Raw genomic sequence first — 21,482 nt, forward strand, 5'->3', positions numbered from 1 at the left:
CCCGCCCCGAAGGACGGGCCACCGCAACGAGCAACTACTTGGAGTAGAGCTCGACGATCAGCTGCTCCTGGACCTGCGTGTCAATGACCTGCCGGGCCGGGAGGGAGTGCACGAGCACCTTCATCTGGCTCGGGATGGCCTCAAGCCACGCCGGAACCGTCTTCGAGCCGGCCTGAGCCTGCGCGACGATGAACGGGGTGAGCTCCTTGCTCTTGGCCCGAACCTCGATGATGTCGTGCTCCTTGACGCGGTACGACGGGATGTCGACCTTCTTGCCGTTCACCGTGAAGTGACCGTGCTTGACCAGCTGGCGGGCCATGTCCCGCGAGTGGGCGTAGCCGGCCCGGTAAACGACGTTGTCCAGCCGCGACTCGAGGATCTGCAGGAGGACCTCACCGGTCTTGGCCTGCTTGCCAACGGCTTCCTCGTAGTAACCGCGGAACTGCTTCTCCAGCACGCCGTAGACACGGCGGGCCTTCTGCTTCTCGCGGAGCTGGAGCAGGTACTCCGTCTCCTTCGTGCGGCCGCGGCCGTGCTGCCCGGGCGGGAACGGCCGGGACTCGAACGGGCACTTCGGACCATCGCACTTGCTGCCCTTGAGGAACAGCTTCATCTTCTCCCGCCGGCAACGGCGGCAGTCAGCACCGGTGTAACGAGCCATCTCTCTCTACCTCTCAGACCCGACGACGCTTAGGCGGACGGCATCCGTTGTGCGGCTGCGGGGTGACGTCGGCGATCTGGCCGACCTCCAGCCCGACGGCCTGCAGCGAACGGATCGCGGTCTCCCGGCCGGAGCCGGGGCCCTTGACAAACACGTCGACCTTGCGCATGCCGTGCTCCATGGCGCGACGCGCGGCAGCCTCGGCGGCCAGCTGCGCGGCGAACGGAGTCGACTTGCGGGAGCCCTTGAAGCCCACCTGGCCAGCGGAGGCCCAGGAGATGACCGCACCGGTCGGGTCCGTGATGGACACGATGGTGTTGTTGAACGTGCTCTTGATGTGCGCCTGCCCGTGGGCGACGTTCTTGCGTTCCTTGCGCCGGACCTTCTTTACAGCGGCTCCGGCACGAGCCTTCGGTGGCATAAGTCTGTGCGCTCCTAGTTGACTTTCCGGACTGGGTTGCGGCCTGGCCCACCTCGGCGGCGGCCGACCCCGTCATCCGGTTAAGAACTACTTCTTGCCGGGCTTCTTCTTGCCGGCGACGGTCCGCTTCGGGCCCTTGCGGGTCCGTGCGTTGGTCTTGGTCCGCTGGCCACGCACGGGCAGGCCCCGGCGGTGCCGGATGCCGGCGTAGCAGCCGATCTCGACCTTGCGGCGGATGTCAGCGGCGACCTCGCGGCGCAGGTCGCCTTCAACCTTGTAGTTGCCCTCGATGTGGTCGCGGAGCTGCACGAGCTCCTCGTCCGTGAGGTCCCGAGCGCGCTTGTCCGGCGAGATGCCGGTAGCGGCGAGTGTCTCCAGGGCGCGGGTGCGACCGACCCCGAAGATGTAGGTGAGCGCGATCTCCATCCGCTTCTCGCGGGGGAGATCCACGCCGACTAGACGTGCCATGTGCGGGCGTACTCCTCGTGATGTGTGGCGGAGGTGTGGACCCGTCCCATCCCGCTACCGGCCGTCCCGTCTTTCCGACGCTGTCAGCGCCGGCGACCGGGATCGGTCGCTGCCCGAGCGGGCCCCGGCCTCCGACCGGGGGTCAGCCACGCAGGAGTACGTCTTCACGTACCGCTCGCGGCTGGGACGAGCATGTGTGTTGTGTGTGTCGCTAAGGATCTGCCCGAACCAACGCCACCCGACCGTGTCCGGCCGGACGGGCTGAGATCAGCCCTGGCGCTGCTTGTGGCGCGGGTCGCTGCAGATGACCATGACCCGGCCGTGCCGGCGGATAACCCGGCACTTCTGGCAGATCCTCTTGACGCTCGGCTTGACCTTCACGGTTGCCTTACTTCCCATCTGGCCCGGGGACGCGCGTTGCACGACACCAGACGTCGAAGACGGACACGGGACTTCCCGGCCGCCGTCAGGACTACTTGTAGCGGTAGACGATGCGCCCGCGGGTCAGGTCGTACGGCGAGAGTTCGACGACGACCCGGTCCTCCGGCAGGATGCGGATGTAGTGCTGCCGCATCTTGCCGCTGATGTGAGCCAGCACCTTGTGGCCGTTCGCGAGCTCCACGCGGAACATGGCGTTCGGCAGGGGCTCGATGACTCGACCCTCGATCTCGATGGCTCCGTCTTTTTTCGGCATGTCCTCCGCTGTCCTGACGTCGATTGCTCCGGGCGGCCCACAACGCCTTACACGGGAACTGACCAAGATCAGAAGCCCGCGCCAGCCGCGGCTCCAGCTCCCACCGAAGCGCAGGGTGGGCATGCCGGAGTGGACGCTGTGCGCCGAACAGAAAGTGTACGCCGGCCTGCACGCCGTCGCCAAACCGGCCGGGCACCCGACCACCGTGTCGGCCGCAGGCCCGCCGGGCAGGCACCCGATGATCTTCGCGAGACCACCGCTGGCGGGTCCGCATTGCTCGACCAGCGCACCGGGTGCGGACCGGCGATGACGGGAGTCAGGCGGCGGGTGACGGGGCGGCGGGAGTCCGGGGGTCGGGGGTCGGGGGCCGGAGGCCGAGGGCCGGGGGCCGAGGGCCGAGGGCCGAGGGCCGGGGGGCGGGCGGCGGTGACGGAGGCTAGGCGGCGATGGCGGGAGACAGGCGGCCTAGCGACGGGTCAGCCTGCCGGTCGTGGTTCATCCCGTTCATCCGGTTCGCCCCGTTCGCTGGCGCGCAGCTCGCGCCGGCGCTCCCGCTTCGCCCGCTTGCGCTGACGCCGGCGCTCCCGCTCAATCGCCCGGCGTCGAGGCTCTCCCCCGGCCAACCCGGTGATCGTGCGAACCACCAGCACCGCACCCCACGGCCCGGCCACCCAGGCCGGCCAGAAGTAGAGCAACTCTCCGCTGAGCAGCGACGTCACCGCCCAAACAGCCACCACGATGCCGATCGCCTGCAGATACGGCAGCCACACCTCAGCCAACCACCGAGCGGTGACACCACTCGCCGACGGCACGGGCTGGCCGTCCACCACCCCACTCAGCGGCTCGGCCGGAGGGCTAACCGACGGGTTGGCCGGCGCCAGCGCCGAACGCTCCGCAGGCGCCACCGGGGGCAGGTCGGCCAGCAGGGCGTCGAGCTCGGCGTACGTGCGCGCCGCGTACGCGTTCTGCACACGCTCGTCGTACTCGTGCAGGTCCAGCCGACCCTCGCCGAGAGCAACACGCAACCGGTCGGCCACCGCCTCGCGATCCGCGTCCGCCGCTCGCATCCCGTCGCGCCCGTCCATGCCGGCAAGCATGCCACCCGTGCGCCCGTCGCGTCCGGCCCACCCCGCCACCTTGATCCACTCGCGGCGAACGCCCTTGATCCACTCCATGTCGCCGATATCGGTGTATCAGCCGAGCGGGATACCCCCAGATCGGCGATATGGAGTCGATCAACTCACGCTCGCCGACGCGACGGGACCGGTCAGGGCGCGGTCGGCGCGACGGGACCGGTCGAGGCACGGTCGACGCGACGGAACCGGTCACGGCCCGGTCGACGCGGCGGGACCCGTCACGGCCCGGTCGACGCGGCGGGACCCATCACGGCCCGGTCGACCCGACGGAACCCGGTCACGGCCCGGCCGACGCGACGGGACCGGTCACGGCCCGGTCGACCCGACGGAACCCGGTCACGGCCCGGTCGACCCGACGGAACCCGGTCACGGCCCGGTCGACCCGACGGAACCGGTCACGGCCCTGTCGACCCGACGGAACCGGTCAGAGGGCGGTTGAGGCTGCGGGCTCGCGCGCGGTCACCAGGTCGCCGAGGCGAGCCCGACCGCCGTCGAAGGCCGTGAGCACCCAGACGCCGTCCGGCAGCAGCGCCATCGAATGCTCGACGTGCGCGGCGGCCGAGCCGTCCCGGGTGACGACCGTCCAACCGTCGGCCAGTTCGACCGTACGCGGCGACGCCATGGTGATCATTGGCTCGATCGCCAACGCCATGCCGGGGACCAGTCGGGGGCCCTTGCCGGGCCGGCCGTGGTTGAGCACGTGCGGGTCCTGGTGCATCTCGGTGCCGATGCCGTGCCCGCCGTAGCCGTCGACGATGCCGTACCGGCCGCCCTTGCGGACCGCGGTCTCCACGGCGTGCGAGATGTCCGTGAGGCGGCCCTTGCCGCTGGCCGCACCCCGCGCGGCGGCGGCGATGCCGGCCCACATCGCGTCCTCGGCCACCTCGGCCATCTTCAGCAGCGCCGGGTCGACGTCACCGACGCCGACGGTGATGGCGGAGTCGCCATGCCACCCGTCCAGCACCGCACCGCAGTCGATCGAGATCAGGTCGCCGTCGGCGAGCACCTGCTTGGGCGAGGGGATGGCGTGCACGATCTGCTCGTTGACCGACGAGCAGATCGACGCCGGGAAACCGTGGTAGCCCTTGAACGACGGGACACCGCCGGCCTCGCGGATCGTCGACTCAGCGATGGCGTCCAGATCGGCGGTGCTCACCCCGGGCGCCACCGCCTCGCGCATGCGACGCAGGGCCTCGGCGACCACCAACCCGGCGGCCCGCATCTTCTCGATCTGGTCAGGGGTCTTCAGCTGGATATCCAGCTGGGGACGACGCATGGAGCGATTACCTTTCGTTGCCGAACAGCGGGGCACGTCACGCGTACCCCGCTGTTCGCACTCTATCCGCCGTGGCCCGGCCGGACCTCAGCCGCCGTACGACCGCAGGGCATCGATGGCCCGGGTGGTGACGTCCTCCACCGGGCCGGTGGCGTCGATCCCGACCAGCTTGCCCTGGGCGCCGTAATAGTCGACCAGGGGCGCGGTCTTCTCGCTGTACTCCCGCAAGCGGGTGGCGATGGTCTCGGGCTTGTCGTCGTCCCGCTGGAACAGCTCGGCGCCGCACCTGTCGCAGATGCCCTGCCGGGTGGTGGCGTCGAACTCGACGTGCCAGATCTTGCCGCAGCCCCGGCAGGTGCGCCGGCCGGACAGCCGCCGGATCACCTCGTCGTCGTCGACCACCAGCTCCAGGACCAGATCCAGCGCGGTGCCCAGATCGGCGAGGAGCTTGTCCAGGGCGGCGGCCTGCGGAGTCGTCCGCGGGAAGCCGTCGAGCAGGAAACCCTCGCTGGCGTCGGGCTCGGCGAGCCGGTCCCGGACCATGTTGATGGTGACCTCGTCCGGAACCAGCTCACCCGCGTCCATGTAGCGCTTCGCCTCGACACCGAGTGGCGTGCCCTGGGTGACGTTCGACCGGAAGATGTCACCGGTCGAGATCTTCGGCACCGAGAGGTGGGCGGCGATGAACTCGGCCTGCGTGCCCTTGCCCGCGCCCGGCGGGCCAACCAGAACGAGTCTCATCTACCGCAGGAACCCTTCGTAGTTCCGCTGCATGAGTTGGCTCTCGATCTGCTTCACGGTCTCCAGACCGACGCCGACCATGATGAGCACAGCGGTGCCGCCGAACGGGAAGTTCTGGTACTGCTGGTTGTCCAGCCAGATGAAGAAGAAGTTCGGCAGGATCGAGATGACACCCAGGTAGAGCGCGCCCGGCAGGGTGATCCGACTGAGGATGAAGTCCAGGTAATCGGCAGTCGGCTTGCCCGGGCGGATGCCCGGCACGAACCCGCCGTACTTCTTCATGTTGTCCGCGACCTCGGTCGGGTTGAACGTGATCGAGACGTAGAAGTACGTGAAGAAGATGATCAGCAGGAAGTAGACCGAGATGTAGATCGGGCTGTCCGGTGCGACCAGGTTGTTCTGGATCCACGCCTGGGTCTTGCCCGGGTCGGTCTGGTCGAAGAACTGCAGGGCCAACTGCGGCAGGTAGAGCAGCGACGAGCCGAAGATGACCGGGATCACACCAGCCTGGTTGACCTTGAGCGGGATGTAGGTCGAGGTGCCGCCGTACATCCGCCGGCCGATCATCCGCTTGGCGTACTGCACCGGGATCCGGCGCTGTGCCTGCTCGATGAAGGTAACCGCGGTGATGACCACCAGGACCAGCGCGATGACCAGGGCGAACATGTCCCAGCCCTTGCTGGTCTTGATCTGCCAGCCCTCGCTGGGCAGCCGGGCCGCGATCGAGGTGAAGATCAGGACCGACATGCCGTTGCCGACGCCGCGGTCGGTGATGAGCTCACCGAGCCACATGACCATGCCGGTGCCGGCGGTCATCGTCATCACCAGGATGGTCAGGGTCAACCAGTCCGGGATGCCGGTGCCGGTGGGGATGATCGGGAACTGGTCACAGCGGTTCTGGAAGAGCTGGCCGGAACGGGCCAGGGCCACGAACGCCGAGGCCTGCAGCACACCGAGACCAAGAGTCAGGTAGCGGGTGTACTGGGTGATCTTCGCCTGGCCGGCCTGGCCCTCCTTGCGGAGCTGCTCCAGGCGCGGGATCACGACGGTGAGCAGCTGCAGGATGATCGACGCTGTGATGTAGGGCATGATGCCCAGCGCGAAGACCGAGAGCTGGAGTAGCGCTCCACCGGAGAAGAGGTTGAGCAGATTCAGCACACCCGTGGTCTCACCCTGGAGGGTGTCGAGGCACTTCTGCACGTTGCCGTACGAGACGCCCGGACTGGGCAGCGTGGCACCCATCCGGTAGACCGCGATGATGCCTACTGTGAACAGCAGCTTCTTGCGCAGGTCAGGCGTACGGAACGCACTGAGAAAGGCGGACAGCAACTTCTTCCTCCTGCGCGAGGCGGGCCGCCGGTGATCCCTGGCGGGTCGGGGTGGATCCCGGGCGAGTGCCCGGAATCCATGGCTGGGATGGGACTCTAACAGCCCTATCCCCCTCCGGGCAGATGCGCCCGGCTACATAAACAGATTCCGATATTACCGGGCGCATACGCCCCAGGCAGACCATGGCGCCCGCCCAGTTGCTCACAACCGGACGGGCGCCATGGGTCGTACGTCCTTACAGCTCGGTGGCGGAGCCACCGGCAGCGGCGATCTTCTCCTTGGCCGACGCGCTGAACGCGTGCGCCGACACCTGGAGCGCCACCCCGCCGAGATCCCCGGTGCCGAGGACCTTGACCGGGTGGCCCTTGCGGACCGCCCCGGCCTCGATCAGCTCCAGCGGGCCAACCTGGCCGCCGTTCGGGAAGAGCTCGGCGAGCCGGTCCAGGTTGACCACCTGGAAGACCACCTTGAACTTGTTCTTGAAGCCCTTCATCTTCGGCAGGCGCATGTGGATGGGCATCTGCCCACCCTCGAACGCTGCCGAGATGTTCTTGCGGGCCTTGGAGCCCTTGGTACCGCGACCAGCGGTCTTGCCCTTGGAACCCTCACCACGACCCACACGGGTCTTCGCGGTCTTGGAACCGGGCGCCGGGCGCAGGTGATGCACCTTGATCGTCATTACTCGACCTCCTCGACCTTCACGAGGTGGTTCACAGCGAAGATCATGCCGCGGATCTCGGGCCGGTCCTCCTTGACCACCACGTCGTTGATCCGCTTGAGACCGAGCGAACGCAGCGAATCACGCTGGTTCTGCTTGGTCCCGATGACGGACCGGAGCTGGGTGACCTTCAGACGTGCCATCAGCGGGCCACCCCCGCACGCGACGCCAGCATGGCAGCCGGCGCGACGTCCTCCACCGGCAGGCCACGACGCGCAGCGACCTGCTCCGGGGACTCAAGCCCCTTCAGGGCCGCCACGGTGGCGTGCACGATGTTGATCGGGTTCGACGAGCCGAGGCTCTTGGAGAGCACGTCGTGGATCCCGGCGCACTCCAGCACGGCACGCACCGGACCACCGGCGATGACACCCGTACCGGCCGAGGCCGGCTTGAGCAGCACCACGCCAGCGGCGTCCTCACCCGTCACCGGGTGCGGGATCGACTGGCCGATACGCGGAACCTTGAAGAAGTGCTTCTTGGCCTCCTCGACACCCTTGGCGATGGCCGCGGGCACCTCCTTGGCCTTTCCGTAGCCCACGCCGACCGTGCCGTCGCCGTCGCCCACGATCACCAGGGCGGTGAAGCTGAAGCGACGACCACCCTTCACGACCTTGGCGACGCGGTTGATCGCGACGACCCGCTCAAGGTGCGGGGTCTTCTCGACGGGCGCGTTTCCGCGGCCGCCCTCACGGCGGTTGTCGCGGCGACCACCCTCGTTGCCACCGGACCCGCCGCCACGGCGCTGTTGACCTGGCATCAGCAGCCTTCCTTATCTCTCGTGACGGGGTTGTTAGAACTCGAGCCCGGCTTCGCGGGCGGCGTCGGCAAGCGCGGCGACTCGCCCCGCGTACCGGTTGCCACCGCGGTCGAAGACGACCTTGGAGACGCCGGCGGCCTTGGCCCGCTCGGCGAGCAGCGCGCCCACCTTGCCGGCGAGGGCGCTCTTGTCGCCCTCGGCACCGCGCAGCGAGGCGTCCAGGGTCGACGCCGACGCCAGGGTGTGACCCTTGGTGTCGTCGACGATCTGGGCGACCATGTGCCGCAGCGAGCGGGTGACGACCAGGCGCGGACGCTCGGCCGTACCGCTGACGTTCTTGCGGACGCGGAAGTGCCGACGCGCACGCCCAACGGCGCGCTTGGCGGCGACGCCGCGGCGGCGCTTGAGCAGCGTGGCGCTCACTTCTTACCTGCCTTTCCGGCCTTGCGGCGGATGACCTCGCCCTGGTACTTCACGCCCTTGCCCTTGTAGGGCTCCGGCGGGCGGATCTTCCGGATGTTGGCGGCGACCTCACCGACCTGCTGCTTGTCGATGCCAGCCACGTGGAACAGGGTCGGCCGCTCCACCGTGAAGGTGATGCCCGCCGGGGCGGGGACGACCACCGGGTGCGAGAACCCGAGCGCGAACTCAAGGTCCGAACCCTTGGCGGTGACCCGGTAACCGGTGCCGGCGATCTCCAGGCTCTTGCGGTAGCCCTCGGTGACCCCGACGATCATGTTGGCAACCAGCGTACGGCTCAGGCCGTGAAGCTCCTTGGCCTTGCGCTCGTCGTTCGGCCGGTTGACGCTCAGCTGCCCATCCTCGGCCCGCTCGATCGTGATCGGCTCGGCGAGGGTGTGCTGGAGCTGGCCCTTGGGGCCCTTGACCTTGACGGTCTGCCCGTCGATCGTGATGTCGACGCCGGCTGGTACCGGGATCGACTTACGTCCAATTCGCGACATTTCTACCTGTCTCCCGTTACCAGACGAAGGCGAGGACTTCCCCGCCAACACTCCGCTTGCGGGCCTGCCGGTCGGTCAGCAGCCCCTGGGACGTCGAAATGATCGCCACGCCCAGCCCACCGAGCACCCGGGGGAGCCCGTCCGACTTGGCGTACACCCGGAGACCGGGCTTGGACACGCGCTTGATGCCGGCCAGGCTCCGCTCGCGGTTCTGGCCGTACTTCAGCTCGACGACCAGTCGCTTGCCGACGGCGCCCTCCTCGGGCTCCTCGACCGACCAGGTGGCGATGTAACCCTCAGCCTTCAAGACCTCGGCGATGTTCGCCTTGATCTTGGAGTAGGGCATCTTCACCTGATCGTGGTACGCCTGGTTGGCGTTACGCAGACGCGTGAGCATGTCTGCGATCGGGTCGGTCATCGTCATGGATTTCGTCAGCCTTTCTCGCCGGGGTTCCCGGGGCACCAGCCCCGGGCCTACGGCGAAGAGCAATACCTAATCGGTGCAGGAGTTCCCGGCCGACAGCCGGGACGCGGTCGCCCTTACCAGGAAGCCTTGGACACACCCGGCAGCTCACCGCGGTGGGCCATCTCCCGGATGCAGACCCGGCACAGCCCGAACTTGCGGTAGACCGCCTTCGGACGCCCGCACCGCTGGCAGCGGGTGTACGCGCGAACCGAGAACTTCGGCTTCGCGGCCGCCTTGATGATCAGCGCCTTCTTGGCCATCTCAGTTCTCCTTGAACGGGAAGCCCAGGAGCTTGAGCAGCGCCCGGCCCTCGTCGTCGGTCGTGGCGGTCGTGACCACCGTGATGTCCATGCCCCGCTGGCGATCGATCCGGTCCTGGTCGATCTCGTGGAACACCGACTGCTCGGTCAGACCGAACGTGTAGTTGCCGTGCCCGTCCAGCTTGCGCCCGTCCAGGCCGCGGAAGTCGCGGATACGCGGCAGCGCGATGGACAGCAACCGGTCCAGGAACTCCCACATCCGGTCGCCGCGAAGGGTGACCTTCGCGCCGATCGGCATGCCCTCGCGGAGCTTGAACTGCGCGATGGACTTGGTCGCCCGCCGCACCTGCGGCTTCTGGCCGGTGATCGTGGCGAGGTCGCGGACCGCGCCGTCGATCAGCTTGGCGTCGCGAGCAGCCTCGCCGACACCCATGTTGACGACGATCTTGACCAGCCGCGGCACCTGCATGGGGTTGCCGTAGCTGTTCTGCTCACGCAGCTGGGCCACGATCTCGTTGCGGTACCGCTCCTTGAGGCGCGGCATGGTCTTTTCGGTAGCCGTGGTCATCACAGGTCCTTACCGGTGCTACGCGCGATGCGGACCTTCTGGCCGTTGTCGTCGATCCGGTAACCGACGCGCGTCGGCTTGCCGTCGGAGTCCAGGACCTGCACGTTCGAAACGTGGATCGGGGCCTCCTGGGTGACGATGCCGCCGGTCTTGGCGCCACGCTGGGTGGTGCTGATGCGGGTGTGCTTCTTGACCCGGTTCACGCCCTCGACCAGGACCTTGTCCTGCCGCGGGTAGGCCGCGATGACCTTGCCCTTGGCACCCTTGTCCTTGCCGGCGATGACGACGACCGTGTCGCCCTTCTTGACCTTCACGGTCACAACACCTCCGGCGCGAGGGAAATAATCTTCATGAACCGCTTGTCCCGCAGCTCCCGGCCCACCGGGCCGAAGATGCGGGTACCGCGCGGGTCCCCGCCGTCCTTGATGATGACGGCGGCGTTCTCGTCGAAGCGGATGTACGAGCCGTCCGGCCGCCGCCTCTCCTTGGCGGTGCGGACGATGACCGCCTTGACGACATCGCCCTTCTTGACACCGGCACCCGGGATCGCGTCCTTGACGGTGGCCACGATGACGTCGCCGATGCTCGCGTAGCGCCGACCGGAGCCACCGAGAACCCGGATGCACAGGATCTCCCGAGCACCCGTGTTGTCGGCGACGCGCAGTCGCGACTCCTGCTGAATCACGTCTATCTCCTATGTCTGCCGGTTCTCCGGCCGCCATGGCGGCCGGAGCCTGGCGGAACCAACGCCCGACGCAACGCCGGGCGAGCTCGAGCCTTCGCTACTTGGCCTTTTCCTGGATTTCCACGATCCGCCAACGCTTGGTGGCGCTCAGCGGCCGGGTCTCCATGATCAGGACCCGGTCGCCGATGCCGGCGGCGTTCTGCTCGTCGTGCACCTTCAGCTTGCGAGTACGGCGCATGATCTTGCCGTACAGCGCGTGCCGAACCCGGTCCTCGACCTCGACCACGACGGTCTTGTCCATCTTGTCGCTGACCACCAGGCCCTCGCGAACCTTACGGCGCGCGCGGGTGGCGTCAGTGGCGGTGTTCTCGGTCATGATGCAGTCACCTCAGTCGGCGCAACCGAGAGCCCCAGCTCACGCTCGCGCATGATCGTGTAGATCCGGGCGATCTCCCGACGGATGACCTGCAGCCGCCGGTTGTTGTCCAGCTGCCCGGTTGCGGCCTGCACGCGGAGATTGAACAGCTCCGCCTTGGCCTCCCGCAGCTTCGTGACCAGCTCCTCCTCGGAGAGCTCACGCAGCTCGGTCGCCTTAACGCCCGCTGCCATCAGGATTCACCCACTTCGCGCGTAACAATGCGGCACTTCATCGGGAGCTTGTGGATCGCGCGACGCATGGCCTCTCGCGCGGTCTGCTCGTTCGGGAAGGACATCTCGAAGAGAACCCGCCCCGGCTTGACGTTGGCGACCCACCACTCGGGCGAACCCTTACCGGAACCCATCCGGGTCTCGGCAGGCTTCTTGGTGAGGGCCTGGTCCGGGAAGATCGTGATCCAGACCTTGCCACCACGCTTGATGTGACGGGTCATCGCGATACGCGCCGACTCGATCTGTCGGTTCGTCACGTACGCCGGCTCGAGAGCCTGGATCCCGAACTCGCCGAACACCACCCGGTTACCACCCTTGGACGCGCCACTGCGGTCCGGGTGGTGCGGCTTGCGGAAGCCCTTCGGGGGCTTGCGCGGCATCAGCATCTGTCAGCCCTCCTGCTGCGTTTCTGCCGGAGCAGCCGCGGCGGCGACAGCAGCGCTGTCGACCGGCTCGCCGCTCGGCGTCTCGGCCTGCTGCGCGATGGTCGTCGCAGCAGCCCGACCGGCCTCGGTGCCACCAGCCGTGGTGCCGGACGAACCCGACCGGCCACGGCGCGGACGCTCGGGACGGTCGCCGCGCTCACCACGACGCGGGCGGGACGGACCGGCCTCGGCCGGAGCCTCCCGGCCCGGGACGGCGTCACCCTTGTAGATCCAGACCTTCACGCCGATCCGACCGAAGGTGGTACGGGCCTCGAAGAAGCCGTACTCGATGTTGGCCCGCAGCGTGTGCAGCGGGACCCGACCCTCGCGGTAGAACTCGGTCCGGCTCATCTCGGCGCCGCCGAGGCGACCCGAGACCTGCACGCGGATGCCCTTGCAGACCGGGTTCTTCATGGCCGACTGCATGGCCTTGCGCATCGCCCGACGGAAGCTGACCCGGCTGGACAGCTGCTCGGCCACGCCCTGCGCGACGAGCTGTGCGTCCGACTCGGGGTTCTTCACCTCGATGATGTTCAGCTGCACCTGCTTGCCGGTGAGCTTCTCGAGCTCGCCGCGGATCCGGTCGGCCTCCGCACCCTTACGGCCGATGACGATGCCCGGCCGAGCGGTGTGGATGTCGACCCGGACCCGGTCGCGGGTGCGCTCGATGTCGACCTTGGAGATGCCGGCACGCTCGAGGCCCTTGGACATCATGCGGCGGATCTTGACATCCTCGCCGATGTAGTCCTTGTAGAGCTTGTCCGCGAACCAGCGGGACTTCCAGTCGGTCGAGATGCCGAGCCGGAACCCAGTGGGGTGAACCTTCTGACCCATTACTCGGCGTCCTCCGTCTTGCTCTGCGCTTCGGCCGGTGCGGCCTCCGTGGCCGGGGCGGCCTTCTTCGCCGCGGCCTTCCTCGGCGCTGCCGGCGCGACCGCTTCGACCACCACGGTGATGTGGCAGGTGCGCTTGCGGATCCGGTACGCCCGACCCTGCGCCCGCGGCTGGAACCGCTTCATCGTCGGGCCCTCGTCCACGAACGCCTCGCTGACGAGCAGCGCGCCGGGGTCCAGCCGCTCGTTGTTCTCCGCGTTGGCGATCGCGCTAGCGAGCACCTTGTACACCTGCTCGCTCGCAGCCTGCGGCGCGAACTGCAGCACCGTGAGAGCCTCCTTCGCGGGCAGGCCGCGGACGAGGTTGACCACCCGGCGCGCCTTCATCGGCGAGATGCGCACGTGCCGCGCAACCGCCCGCGCGCCCGGAAGCACCGGAGCGTCGCCCTTTCCTGGCATCGCTGTAACCCCTTGTTCCCTCTATCCGTATGCCCGCGGCGTCAGCGCCGACGGCTCTTCCGGTCGTCCTTCTCGTGACCCTTGAACGTGCGGGTCAGCGCGAACTCGCCGAGCTTGTGCCCGACCATCGCCTCGGTCACGAACACCGGGACGTGCTTGCGTCCGTCGTGCACGGCGATCGTGTGCCCCAGCATCTCGGGGATGATCGTCGAGCGCCGCGACCAGGTCTTGATCACGTTCTTCGTGCCCTTGTCGTTCTGCACTTCCACCTTCTTGAGCAGGTGGTCGTCTACGAACGGGCCCTTCTTCAGGCTGCGAGGCATGTCTTATCTCCCTCAGCCGCGCTTACGCGTGGCGTAGCGGCGGCGGACGATCAGCCGGTCACTCGGCTGGCCCTTACGGCGGGTGCGGCCCTCGGGCTTACCCTGCGGGTTGACCGGGTGACGACCACCAGAGGTCTTACCCTCACCACCACCGTGCGGGTGGTCGACCGGGTTCATGGCGACACCACGGACGGTCGGGCGCTTGCCCTTCCACCGCATACGGCCGGCCTTGCCCCAGTTGATGTTCGACTGGTCGGCGTTGCCGATCTCGCCGACGCTGGCGCGGCAGCGCACGTCCACACGCCGGATCTCGCCGGACGGCATACGCAGGGTCGCGTACGCGCCCTCACGGCCGAGCAGCTGGATGCCGACGCCGGCGGAACGGGCCAGCTTGGCCCCGCCACCCGGACGCAGCTCCACGTTGTGGATCGTGGTACCGACCGGGATGTTGCGCAGCGGCAGGTTGTTACCCGGCTTGATGTCGGCGCCCGGACCGGACTCGACGCGGTCGCCCTGCTTCATGTCCTTCGGCGCGATGATGTACCGCTTCTCGCCGTCGGCGTAGTGCAGCAGCGCGATACGCGCCGTGCGGTTCGGGTCGTACTCGATGTGAGCGACCTTCGCCGGCACGCCGTCCTTGTCGACCCGCTTGAAGTCGATCAGACGGTACTGGCGCTTGTGGCCGCCACCGTGGTGCCGCGTGGTGATCCGGCCGTGGGCGTTACGCCCGCCCTTCTTCGGCAGCGGAGCCAGCAGCGACTTCTCCGGCGTGGACCGGGTGATCTCGGCGAAGTCGGCAACGCTGGAGCCGCGTCGGCCCGGCGTCGTCGGCTTGTACTTACGGATAGCCATTGTCTACACCCCTCAGCTGACCGGGCCGCCGAAGGCCTCGATACGGTCACCGTCAGCCAGCTTCACGATCGCCCGCTTGGTCGCCTTGCGCTGACCGAAGCCGGTCTTGGTGCGCTTGCGCTTCCCTTGGCGGTTGAGCGTGTTGACCGTCAGGACGCGGACGTTGAAGATCTGCTGGATAGCGATCTTGATCTCGGTCTTGTTCGCGTCCGGGTGCACCAGGAAGGTGTACCAGTTCCGGTTCAGCTCGCTGTAGCTCTTCTCCGAGACGACCGGCGCCACGATGATGTCGCGCGGGTCGGCGATCGTGCTCACTTGCCACCCTCCTCGGTGGTCTCGGCGGGCACGCCCAGGAACTCGTCCAGGGCGTCCTTGGTGAAGACCACGTCGTCGGCCACCAGCACGTCGTACGTGTTCAGCTGGCCGGACTCGATCAGGTGCACCCGCGGCTCGTTGCGCAGCGACACCCAGTTCAGCTCGTCGGTGCTGCTCAGCACGACGAGAACCCGACGGGCCTCGGTGAGCTTGGTCAGCGTGGCCAGGGCCGCCTTGGTCGACGGCTTCTCGCCCGAGACGAACGCCTCGACAACGTGCACCTGCCCGGCGCGGGCCCGGTCGGAGAGGGCACCCCGCAGCGCGGCGGCCTTCATCTTCTTCGGGGTCCGCTGGCTGTAGTCGCGCGGCACGGGACCGTGCACCACGCCACCGCCGGCGAACTGCGGCGCGCGGATCGAGCCCTGCCGGGCGCGACCGGTGCCCTTCTGCTTGTACGGCTTCTTGCCGCCGCCGGCGACCTCACCGCGGGTCTTGGTCTTGTGCGTGCCCTGTCGGGCCGCCGCGAGCTGGGCCACCACGACCTGGTGCATCAGCGCGACGTTGGCCTGCACGTCGAAGATGTCAGCCGGCAGCTCGACGGAGCCGCTGGTGCTGCCTTCGACGGTGCGTACGTCAACGGTGGTCACTTGGCCGCACCGCCCTTCTTCACCTTGCTCTTGGCCGCGGTACGGACCAGAACCAGCGCGCCCTTGGGGCCAGGAATGGCACCACGGACGAGCAGGAGGTTGTTCTCGGTGTCGACCGCCTGGACGGTGAGGTTCTGCACGGTGTAGCGCACGCCACCCATGCGGCCGGCCATCCGGGTGCCCTTGAAGACACGACCCGGGGTGGCGCAGGCGCCGATGGAGCCGGGCGAGCGGTGCTTGCGCTCGACACCGTGGCCAGCGCCCAGACCGTGGAAGCCGTGCCGCTTCATCGGGCCGGCGTAGCCCTTGCCCTTGGTCTTGCCGGTGACGTCGATGGTGACGCCGGCCGGGAACTCCTCGACCGTGACCTCCTGGCCGAGCGAGTACTCGCTGGCGTCCTTGGTGCGCAGCTCGACGATGTGCCGGCGCGGCGCCACGTCCGCCTTCGCGTAGTGCCCGCTGATCGGCTTCTTGACCTTGCGCGGGTCGATGGTGCCGTAGGCCAGCTGGACCGCGGAGTAACCGTCCTTCTCGGCGCTACGAACCTGGCTGATGACGCACGGGCCGGCCTCGACCACGGTCACGGGAACAACCTTGTTGTTGTCCCAGACCTGGGTCATGCCGAGCTTGGCGCCCAGGATCCCCTTGACTTGCCTGTCCATTTGTCCGGTCCCTACAGCTTGATCTCGATGTCGACGCCAGCCGGCAGGTCGAGGCGCATGAGCGAGTCGACCGTCTTCGGGGTCGGGTCGATGATGTCGATCAGCCGCTTGTGCGTGCGCATCTCGAAGTGCTCGCGCGAGTCCTTGTACTTGTGCGGCGAGCGGATAACGCAGAAACGGTTGATCTCCGTGGGCAGCGGCACCGGGCCCGCGACCTGCGCCCCGGTGCGCGTCACCGTCTCGACGATCTTCCGAGCCGAGGAGTCGACGACCTCGTGGTCATAGGCCTTGAGCCGGATGCGGATCTTCTGTCCCGCCATGGTGGCTTCTGTTCCTTCTCTCGATGCCGCTGTGTTGCGGGCGCCTGTACCGGCTGGCACAGGCCCACTTCGCCGACCCCCGCGGTCGGGCGTGTCGCGCCCTCGGGCCGGGCTCCGCCCCGTGGTTCCGGAGTGGTGCTGACCGCGCGGTGGGTCAAGGCGCCGATCGCATTACCGCGACCTGAACGCCGTGCGAGGGTGGTTGGCGACTGGGCCGCCAACCACCCCACGCTCGACTGTCTCGCCACCCGGAGGTTCAGCGGAAGCCGAACACAGGCGACGAACTGTCGTTACGCAACCTGACTAGTATGCCGCACGACCGGCGGCGGGTCTAATCGGGGTTACCTAGTTCACTTGATGATCTTGTTGACGAACCCGGCGCCGACGGTACGGCCACCCTCGCGGATCGCGAACTTGAGGTTGTCTTCCATGGCGATGGGCTGGATCAGCTTCACCGACATGGTGGTGTTGTCGCCCGGCATGACCATCTCGGTGCCCTCGGGGAGGGTGACGACACCGGTGACGTCCGTGGTCCGGAAGTAGAACTGCGGGCGGTAGTTCTGGAAGAACGGGGTGTGCCGGCCGCCCTCCTCCTTGGAGAGGATGTAGACCGTCGCCTCGAACTCCGTGTGCGGGGTGGTGGTGCCCGGCTTCACGACGACCATGCCGCGCTCGACGTCCTCGCGCTTGGTGCCACGCAGCAGCAGGCCGACGTTCTCGCCTGCGCGGGCGTCGTCCAGGGTCTTCCGGAACATCTCGATCGCGGTGACCTTGGTCTTGAAGCCCTTCTCGCGGATGCCGACAACCTCGACGTCCTCGTTCGGGAGCAGCACGCCACGCTCGACACGACCGGTGACGACGGTGCCACGACCGGTGATCGTGAACACGTCCTCGACGGGCATGAGGAACGGCTTCTCGGTCTCGCGCTCCGGCTGCGGAATCGCGGTGTCGACCGCGTTCATCAGCTCGAGCAGCTTCTCGGTCCAGACCGGGTCGCCCTCGAGCGCCTTCAGCGCGGAGACCTGGACGACCGGAAGGTCGTCACCCGGGTACTCCTGCGAGGAGAGCAGCTCACGGACCTCGAGCTCGACGAGCTCCAGGAGCTCCTCGTCATCGACCATGTCGCTCTTGTTGAGCGCCACGACGATGTACGGCACGCCAACCTGACGGGCCAGCAGCACGTGCTCGCGGGTCTGCGGCATCGGACCGTCGGTCGCCGCGACCACCAGGATCGCGCCGTCCATCTGCGCGGCACCGGTGATCATGTTCTTGATGTAGTCCGCGTGGCCGGGGCAGTCGACGTGCGCGTAGTGCCGCGCCTCGGTCTGGTACTCGACGTGCGCGATCGAGATCGTGATACCGCGGGCCTTCTCCTCCGGCGCCTTGTCGATCTCGTCGAACGGCGTGTAAGGGTTCAGGTCGGGGTACTGGTCGTGCAGGACCTTCGTGATGGCCGCCGTCAGCGTCGTCTTACCGTGGTCGATGTGACCAATGGTGCCGATGTTGACGTGCGGCTTAGTCCGCTCGAACTTCGCCTTCGCCACTGGTGTCCTCCTGTGGACTTCTTGGTTCGTACGCCCGGCGCGCCGGTCGGCGCTTAGGACTCTGTCGACAGCCTTTCCGGCCTGACGGCCGGAGAGCTTTTGTGGGTTCTGCGGCGATGAAGCCTACAGGCCCGGTCTCACGCGATCCGATCGTGGTGGCCGCGGGCGGGTGAAAAACACCCGCGACCGACCACGAATCACCTGCTCGGGGAAGTTACTCGCCCGTAGCCTTCGCGATGATCTCCTTCGCGACGCTCTGCGGAACCTCGGCGTAGGAGTCGAACTGCATGCTGTAGCTAGCCCGGCCCTGGGTCTTCGACCGCAGGTCGCCGACGTAGCCGAACATCTCCGACAACGGCACCAGAGCCCTCACGATGCGGGCGCCGCTGCGCTCCTCCATCGCCTGGATGATGCCGCGACGGGAGTTGAGGTCGCCGATGACGTCACCCATGTTCTCCTCAGGAGTGGTGACCTCAACGGCCATCATCGGCTCGAGCAGTGCGGGGTCGGCCTTGCGGGCCGCCTCCTTCATCACCATCGAGCCGGCGATCTTGAATGCCATTTCCGAGGAGTCGACCTCGTGGTACTGGCCGTCCAGCAGCGTCAGCTTCACACCGACGAGCGGGAAGCCCGCCAGGATGCCGTACTGCAGGGCGTCCTGGGCACCGGCGTCGACGGACGGGATGAACTCCCGCGGGACGCGACCACCGGTGACGGCGTTGGCGAACTCGTAGGTCGGCGACTCGTTGTCCAGCGGCAGCGGCTCGACGCTCACGATCACGCGGGCGTACTGGCCGGAACCACCGGTCTGCTTCTTGTGGGTGTACTCGATCTTCTCCACCTTGCGGCGGATCGTCTCGCGGTACGCCACCTGCGGCTTGCCGACGTTGGCCTCGACGTTGAACTCGCGGCGCATCCGGTCGACCAGGATGTCCAGGTGCAGCTCACCCATGCCGGAGATGACCGTCTGACCGGTCTCCTCGTCCAGGCGGACGCGGAAGGTCGGGTCCTCCTCGGCCAGCCGCTGGATTGCGGTGCCCAGCTTCTCCTGGTCGGACTTGGTCTTCGGCTCGATCGCCACCGAGATGACCGGCTCCGGGAACGTCATCGACTCCAGGATCACCGGGTTCGCCGGGTCGGAGAGCGTGTCGCCGGTGGTGGTCTGCTTGAGACCCTGCACCGCGATGATGTCGCCGGCCTGCGCCGACGGACGCTCTTCCCGCTTGTTGGCGTGCATCTGGTAGATCTTGCCGATCCGCTCCTTGCGGTCCTTGGTGGAGTTGACCACCTGGGAGCCGGAATCGAGCGTGCCGGAGTAGACCCGGACGTAGGTGAGCTTGCCGAGGTGCTTGTCCGTCTGGATCTTGAAGGCCAGGCCGGAGAAGGGCTCCGACTTCGAGGGCTTCCGCACCAGCGGGGTCTCACCGTCGGTGGCCGTACCCTCGATCGCCGGAACGTCCAGCGGCGACGGCAGGAAGTCGACCACGGCGTCGAGCATGGGCTGGACGCCCTTGTTCTTGAACGCCGAGCCGCAGAGCACCGGGTTGGCCTTGCCAGCGATGGTGGCACGCCGGATGGCGGCCTTGATCTCCTCGACGGAGACCTCCTCGCCTTCCAGGTACTTCTCCATCACCGCGTCGTCGACGTCGGCGAGGGTCTCCATCAGCTTCTCGCGCCACTCGGCTGCGGAGTCGGCCAGCTCGGCCGGGATCTCCTCGACCGCGTAGTCGTCACCCTTCTGGGTCTCGCCGCGCCAGGTGAGCGCACGCATGCCGATCAGGTCGACGACACCGATGTGGTCACCCTCGAGCCCGATCGGGATCTGGAGCACCAGCGGGGTGGCGTTCAGCCGGTCGATCATCATCTGCACGCAGCGGAAGAAGTCGGCGCCGGTCCGGTCGAGCTTGTTGACGAAGCACATGCGCGGGACGTTGTACTTGTCGGCCTGCCGCCAGACGTTCTCCGTCTGCGGCTCCACGCCGGCGACGCCGTCGTAAACCGCGACCGCACCATCCAGGACCCGCAGCGACCGCTCGACCTCGACCGTGAAGTCGACGTGACCGGGCGTGTCGATGATCTGGATCGTGTGGTCCTTCCACTCACACTTGGTAGCAGCGGAGGTGATGGTGATACCACGCTCCTGCTCCTGCTCCATCCAGTCCATGACGGCAGCGCCCTCGTGGACCTCACCGATCTTGTACGTGATGCCGGTGTAGAACAGGATCCGCTCGGTGGTGGTGGTCTTACCGGCATCGATGTGCGCCATGATGCCGATGTTGCGAACCTTGGCGAGCGCGTCTGCGGCGGCCACTTCAATCCCTACTTATCGTCGTCTCGACTCAACTGGTGGCGGTTCCGACGCCCCGTGGGGCGCCGGAACCAGGGTGTTACCAGCGGTAGTGCGCGAAGGCCTTGTTGGACTCGGCCATCTTGTGCGTGTCCTCGCGCCGCTTGACGGCGGCACCGAGGCCGTTGCTCGCGTCCAGCAGCTCGTTCATCAGCCGCTCGACCATGGTCTTCTCGCGCCGGGCGCGGGAGTACGTGACCAGCCAGCGCAGGCCCAGCGTGGTCGCCCGGGTCGGACGGACCTCGACCGGAACCTGGTAGGTGGCGCCACCGACACGACGGCTGCGCACCTCGAGGGTCGGCTTGACGTTGTCCATCGCCCGCTTGAGGGTGACGACCGGGTCGGTGCCGGACTTCTCGCGGCAGCCCTCGAGGGCCGCGTACACGATGGATTCGGCGAGCTGGCGCTTGCCGCGGAGCAGAATCTTGTTCACCAGCTGGGTGACCAGCGGCGAGTTGTACACCGGGTCAGCGACCAGCGGCCGCCGCGGAGCGGGTCCCTTACGCGGCATGTCAGCTCTTCTCCTTCTTGGCGCCGTAACGGCTGCGCGCCTGCTTGCGGTTGCGGACACCCTGGGTGTCCAGCGAGCCGCGGACGATCTTGTAGCGCACGCCGGGGAGGTCCTTCACCCGGCCGCCGCGAACGAGCACGATCGAGTGCTCCTGCAGGTTGTGACCGACGCCCGGGATGTAGGCGGTCACCTCGATCTGGCTGCTGAGCTTCACACGAGCGACCTTGCGCAGCGCCGAGTTCGGCTTCTTGGGGGTGGTGGTGTACACGCGGGTGCACACGCCGCGCCGCTGAGGGGAACCCTTCAGCGCCGGGGTCTTGGTCTTACTCGTCTTTGCCTGGCGGCCCTTTCGGACCAGCTGCTGGATCGTGGGCACCGGGTTTCTCCGCTCCCTTCGGCCGCTCTGTAGCGGCCGCGCCGTCTGCTCGTTAGCCGGCCTGATGACCGGCTCTCC

Annotated in this window: 34 protein-coding genes; all 34 read right to left on the bottom strand. The window is 67.7% G+C overall.

The window, feature by feature from the left end:
* Window positions 1-34 precede the first annotated feature (34 nt).
* Window positions 35-661, bottom strand: coding sequence for a 30S ribosomal protein S4 (gene rpsD, locus ABZ780_RS28725; RefSeq protein WP_357006894.1), 627 nt, complete (start codon window positions 659-661; stop codon window positions 35-37).
* Between the two features lie 13 nt (window positions 662-674).
* Entirely contained in the window at window positions 675-1,082 is a 408-nt protein-coding gene (gene rpsK, locus ABZ780_RS28730) for a 30S ribosomal protein S11 (RefSeq protein ID WP_030329919.1), read from the bottom strand.
* Window positions 1,083-1,169: 87 nt separating this feature from the next.
* Window positions 1,170-1,550 (bottom strand): 30S ribosomal protein S13, encoded by a 381-nt coding sequence (gene rpsM, locus ABZ780_RS28735; RefSeq protein ID WP_007465236.1) that lies wholly within the window; start codon window positions 1,548-1,550, stop codon window positions 1,170-1,172.
* Between the two features lie 267 nt (window positions 1,551-1,817).
* A complete protein-coding gene (gene rpmJ, locus ABZ780_RS28740; RefSeq protein ID WP_088952025.1) occupies window positions 1,818-1,931 on the bottom strand; it encodes a 50S ribosomal protein L36 in 114 nt (37 codons plus the stop codon).
* A gap of 91 nt (window positions 1,932-2,022) precedes the next feature.
* A complete protein-coding gene (gene infA / locus ABZ780_RS28745; protein ID WP_007073013.1) occupies window positions 2,023-2,244 on the bottom strand; it encodes a translation initiation factor IF-1 in 222 nt (73 codons plus the stop codon).
* Window positions 2,245-2,720: 476 nt separating this feature from the next.
* Window positions 2,721-3,329: a DUF1707 domain-containing protein gene (locus tag ABZ780_RS28750; RefSeq protein WP_357008167.1), complete on the bottom strand. Its 609-nt coding sequence runs from the start codon at window positions 3,327-3,329 to the stop codon at window positions 2,721-2,723.
* Between the two features lie 475 nt (window positions 3,330-3,804).
* Window positions 3,805-4,656, bottom strand: a complete 852-nt coding sequence (gene map / locus ABZ780_RS28755; RefSeq protein WP_357006891.1) for a type I methionyl aminopeptidase — start codon at window positions 4,654-4,656, stop codon at window positions 3,805-3,807.
* Between the two features lie 87 nt (window positions 4,657-4,743).
* Window positions 4,744-5,397: an adenylate kinase gene (locus ABZ780_RS28760; protein ID WP_357006888.1), complete on the bottom strand. Its 654-nt coding sequence runs from the start codon at window positions 5,395-5,397 to the stop codon at window positions 4,744-4,746.
* On the bottom strand, window positions 5,398-6,726 hold the full coding sequence (gene secY / locus ABZ780_RS28765; RefSeq protein ID WP_357006886.1) for a preprotein translocase subunit SecY: 1,329 nt from the start codon (window positions 6,724-6,726) through the stop codon (window positions 5,398-5,400).
* A 235-nt stretch (window positions 6,727-6,961) separates the two neighbouring features.
* On the bottom strand, window positions 6,962-7,405 hold the full coding sequence (rplO, locus tag ABZ780_RS28770) for a 50S ribosomal protein L15 (protein WP_357488052.1): 444 nt from the start codon (window positions 7,403-7,405) through the stop codon (window positions 6,962-6,964).
* Window positions 7,405-7,587 (bottom strand): 50S ribosomal protein L30, encoded by a 183-nt coding sequence (gene rpmD / locus ABZ780_RS28775; protein ID WP_357488053.1) that lies wholly within the window; start codon window positions 7,585-7,587, stop codon window positions 7,405-7,407. The genes rplO and rpmD overlap by 1 nt, the downstream gene beginning before the upstream one ends.
* Window positions 7,587-8,201 (bottom strand): 30S ribosomal protein S5, encoded by a 615-nt coding sequence (gene rpsE, locus ABZ780_RS28780; protein WP_007465263.1) that lies wholly within the window; start codon window positions 8,199-8,201, stop codon window positions 7,587-7,589. The genes rpmD and rpsE overlap by 1 nt, the downstream gene beginning before the upstream one ends.
* 33 nt (window positions 8,202-8,234) lie before the next feature.
* Window positions 8,235-8,624, bottom strand: coding sequence for a 50S ribosomal protein L18 (rplR, locus tag ABZ780_RS28785; RefSeq protein WP_030329901.1), 390 nt, complete (start codon window positions 8,622-8,624; stop codon window positions 8,235-8,237).
* Complete coding sequence (rplF, locus tag ABZ780_RS28790; protein WP_124860508.1) at window positions 8,621-9,163, bottom strand: 50S ribosomal protein L6; 543 nt, start codon at window positions 9,161-9,163, stop codon at window positions 8,621-8,623. The genes rplR and rplF overlap by 4 nt, the downstream gene beginning before the upstream one ends.
* 16 nt (window positions 9,164-9,179) lie before the next feature.
* Window positions 9,180-9,587 carry a 30S ribosomal protein S8 gene (gene rpsH, locus ABZ780_RS28795; RefSeq protein ID WP_007465270.1) on the bottom strand — a complete coding sequence of 136 codons (408 nt, stop codon included), beginning with the start codon at window positions 9,585-9,587 and terminating at the stop codon, window positions 9,180-9,182.
* Between the two features lie 116 nt (window positions 9,588-9,703).
* Window positions 9,704-9,889, bottom strand: a complete 186-nt coding sequence (locus ABZ780_RS28800; protein WP_007465272.1) for a type Z 30S ribosomal protein S14 — start codon at window positions 9,887-9,889, stop codon at window positions 9,704-9,706.
* A 1-nt stretch (window position 9,890) separates the two neighbouring features.
* Complete coding sequence (gene rplE / locus ABZ780_RS28805; RefSeq protein ID WP_355050758.1) at window positions 9,891-10,457, bottom strand: 50S ribosomal protein L5; 567 nt, start codon at window positions 10,455-10,457, stop codon at window positions 9,891-9,893.
* A complete protein-coding gene (gene rplX / locus ABZ780_RS28810) occupies window positions 10,457-10,777 on the bottom strand; it encodes a 50S ribosomal protein L24 (protein ID WP_007465276.1) in 321 nt (106 codons plus the stop codon). The genes rplE and rplX overlap by 1 nt, the downstream gene beginning before the upstream one ends.
* A complete protein-coding gene (gene rplN, locus ABZ780_RS28815) occupies window positions 10,774-11,142 on the bottom strand; it encodes a 50S ribosomal protein L14 (RefSeq protein WP_023358185.1) in 369 nt (122 codons plus the stop codon). Before rplN ends, rplX begins: the two co-directional genes overlap by 4 nt.
* Window positions 11,143-11,239: 97 nt before the next feature.
* Entirely contained in the window at window positions 11,240-11,518 is a 279-nt protein-coding gene (gene rpsQ, locus ABZ780_RS28820; RefSeq protein ID WP_357006884.1) for a 30S ribosomal protein S17, read from the bottom strand.
* Window positions 11,515-11,751: a 50S ribosomal protein L29 gene (gene rpmC, locus ABZ780_RS28825; protein WP_357006882.1), complete on the bottom strand. Its 237-nt coding sequence runs from the start codon at window positions 11,749-11,751 to the stop codon at window positions 11,515-11,517. The genes rpsQ and rpmC overlap by 4 nt, the downstream gene beginning before the upstream one ends.
* The gene (rplP, locus tag ABZ780_RS28830) at window positions 11,751-12,176 is read right to left on the bottom strand and encodes a 50S ribosomal protein L16 (RefSeq protein WP_053653940.1); all 426 of its coding nucleotides are present in this window, start codon (window positions 12,174-12,176) and stop codon (window positions 11,751-11,753) included. Before rplP ends, rpmC begins: the two co-directional genes overlap by 1 nt.
* A 3-nt stretch (window positions 12,177-12,179) precedes the next feature.
* On the bottom strand, window positions 12,180-13,049 hold the full coding sequence (rpsC, locus tag ABZ780_RS28835; protein WP_007465294.1) for a 30S ribosomal protein S3: 870 nt from the start codon (window positions 13,047-13,049) through the stop codon (window positions 12,180-12,182).
* Entirely contained in the window at window positions 13,049-13,507 is a 459-nt protein-coding gene (gene rplV / locus ABZ780_RS28840; RefSeq protein ID WP_053653942.1) for a 50S ribosomal protein L22, read from the bottom strand. Before rplV ends, rpsC begins: the two co-directional genes overlap by 1 nt.
* Before the next feature lie 41 nt (window positions 13,508-13,548).
* Window positions 13,549-13,830, bottom strand: a complete 282-nt coding sequence (rpsS, locus tag ABZ780_RS28845; protein WP_357006879.1) for a 30S ribosomal protein S19 — start codon at window positions 13,828-13,830, stop codon at window positions 13,549-13,551.
* Between the two features lie 12 nt (window positions 13,831-13,842).
* On the bottom strand, window positions 13,843-14,682 hold the full coding sequence (rplB, locus tag ABZ780_RS28850; RefSeq protein ID WP_088950237.1) for a 50S ribosomal protein L2: 840 nt from the start codon (window positions 14,680-14,682) through the stop codon (window positions 13,843-13,845).
* Between the two features lie 12 nt (window positions 14,683-14,694).
* A complete protein-coding gene (gene rplW, locus ABZ780_RS28855) occupies window positions 14,695-14,997 on the bottom strand; it encodes a 50S ribosomal protein L23 (protein WP_007465304.1) in 303 nt (100 codons plus the stop codon).
* Window positions 14,994-15,644, bottom strand: a complete 651-nt coding sequence (gene rplD, locus ABZ780_RS28860; RefSeq protein ID WP_053653946.1) for a 50S ribosomal protein L4 — start codon at window positions 15,642-15,644, stop codon at window positions 14,994-14,996. The genes rplW and rplD overlap by 4 nt, the downstream gene beginning before the upstream one ends.
* Complete coding sequence (gene rplC, locus ABZ780_RS28865) at window positions 15,641-16,306, bottom strand: 50S ribosomal protein L3 (RefSeq protein WP_357006876.1); 666 nt, start codon at window positions 16,304-16,306, stop codon at window positions 15,641-15,643. Before rplC ends, rplD begins: the two co-directional genes overlap by 4 nt.
* 11 nt (window positions 16,307-16,317) lie before the next feature.
* On the bottom strand, window positions 16,318-16,626 hold the full coding sequence (gene rpsJ, locus ABZ780_RS28870; protein ID WP_007073037.1) for a 30S ribosomal protein S10: 309 nt from the start codon (window positions 16,624-16,626) through the stop codon (window positions 16,318-16,320).
* Window positions 16,627-16,976: 350 nt separating this feature from the next.
* Complete coding sequence (gene tuf, locus ABZ780_RS28875; RefSeq protein WP_357006873.1) at window positions 16,977-18,170, bottom strand: elongation factor Tu; 1,194 nt, start codon at window positions 18,168-18,170, stop codon at window positions 16,977-16,979.
* Window positions 18,171-18,384: 214 nt separating this feature from the next.
* Window positions 18,385-20,481: an elongation factor G gene (gene fusA / locus ABZ780_RS28880; protein WP_357006871.1), complete on the bottom strand. Its 2,097-nt coding sequence runs from the start codon at window positions 20,479-20,481 to the stop codon at window positions 18,385-18,387.
* A 76-nt stretch (window positions 20,482-20,557) separates the two neighbouring features.
* Window positions 20,558-21,028: a 30S ribosomal protein S7 gene (rpsG, locus tag ABZ780_RS28885; protein ID WP_007465317.1), complete on the bottom strand. Its 471-nt coding sequence runs from the start codon at window positions 21,026-21,028 to the stop codon at window positions 20,558-20,560.
* A 1-nt stretch (window position 21,029) separates the two neighbouring features.
* Entirely contained in the window at window positions 21,030-21,404 is a 375-nt protein-coding gene (gene rpsL / locus ABZ780_RS28890; RefSeq protein ID WP_014440718.1) for a 30S ribosomal protein S12, read from the bottom strand.
* Window positions 21,405-21,482 lie beyond the last annotated feature (78 nt).

The organism is Micromonospora sp. NPDC047467 (genome assembly GCF_040643095.1).
Lineage (GTDB): Bacteria > Actinomycetota > Actinomycetes > Mycobacteriales > Micromonosporaceae > Micromonospora.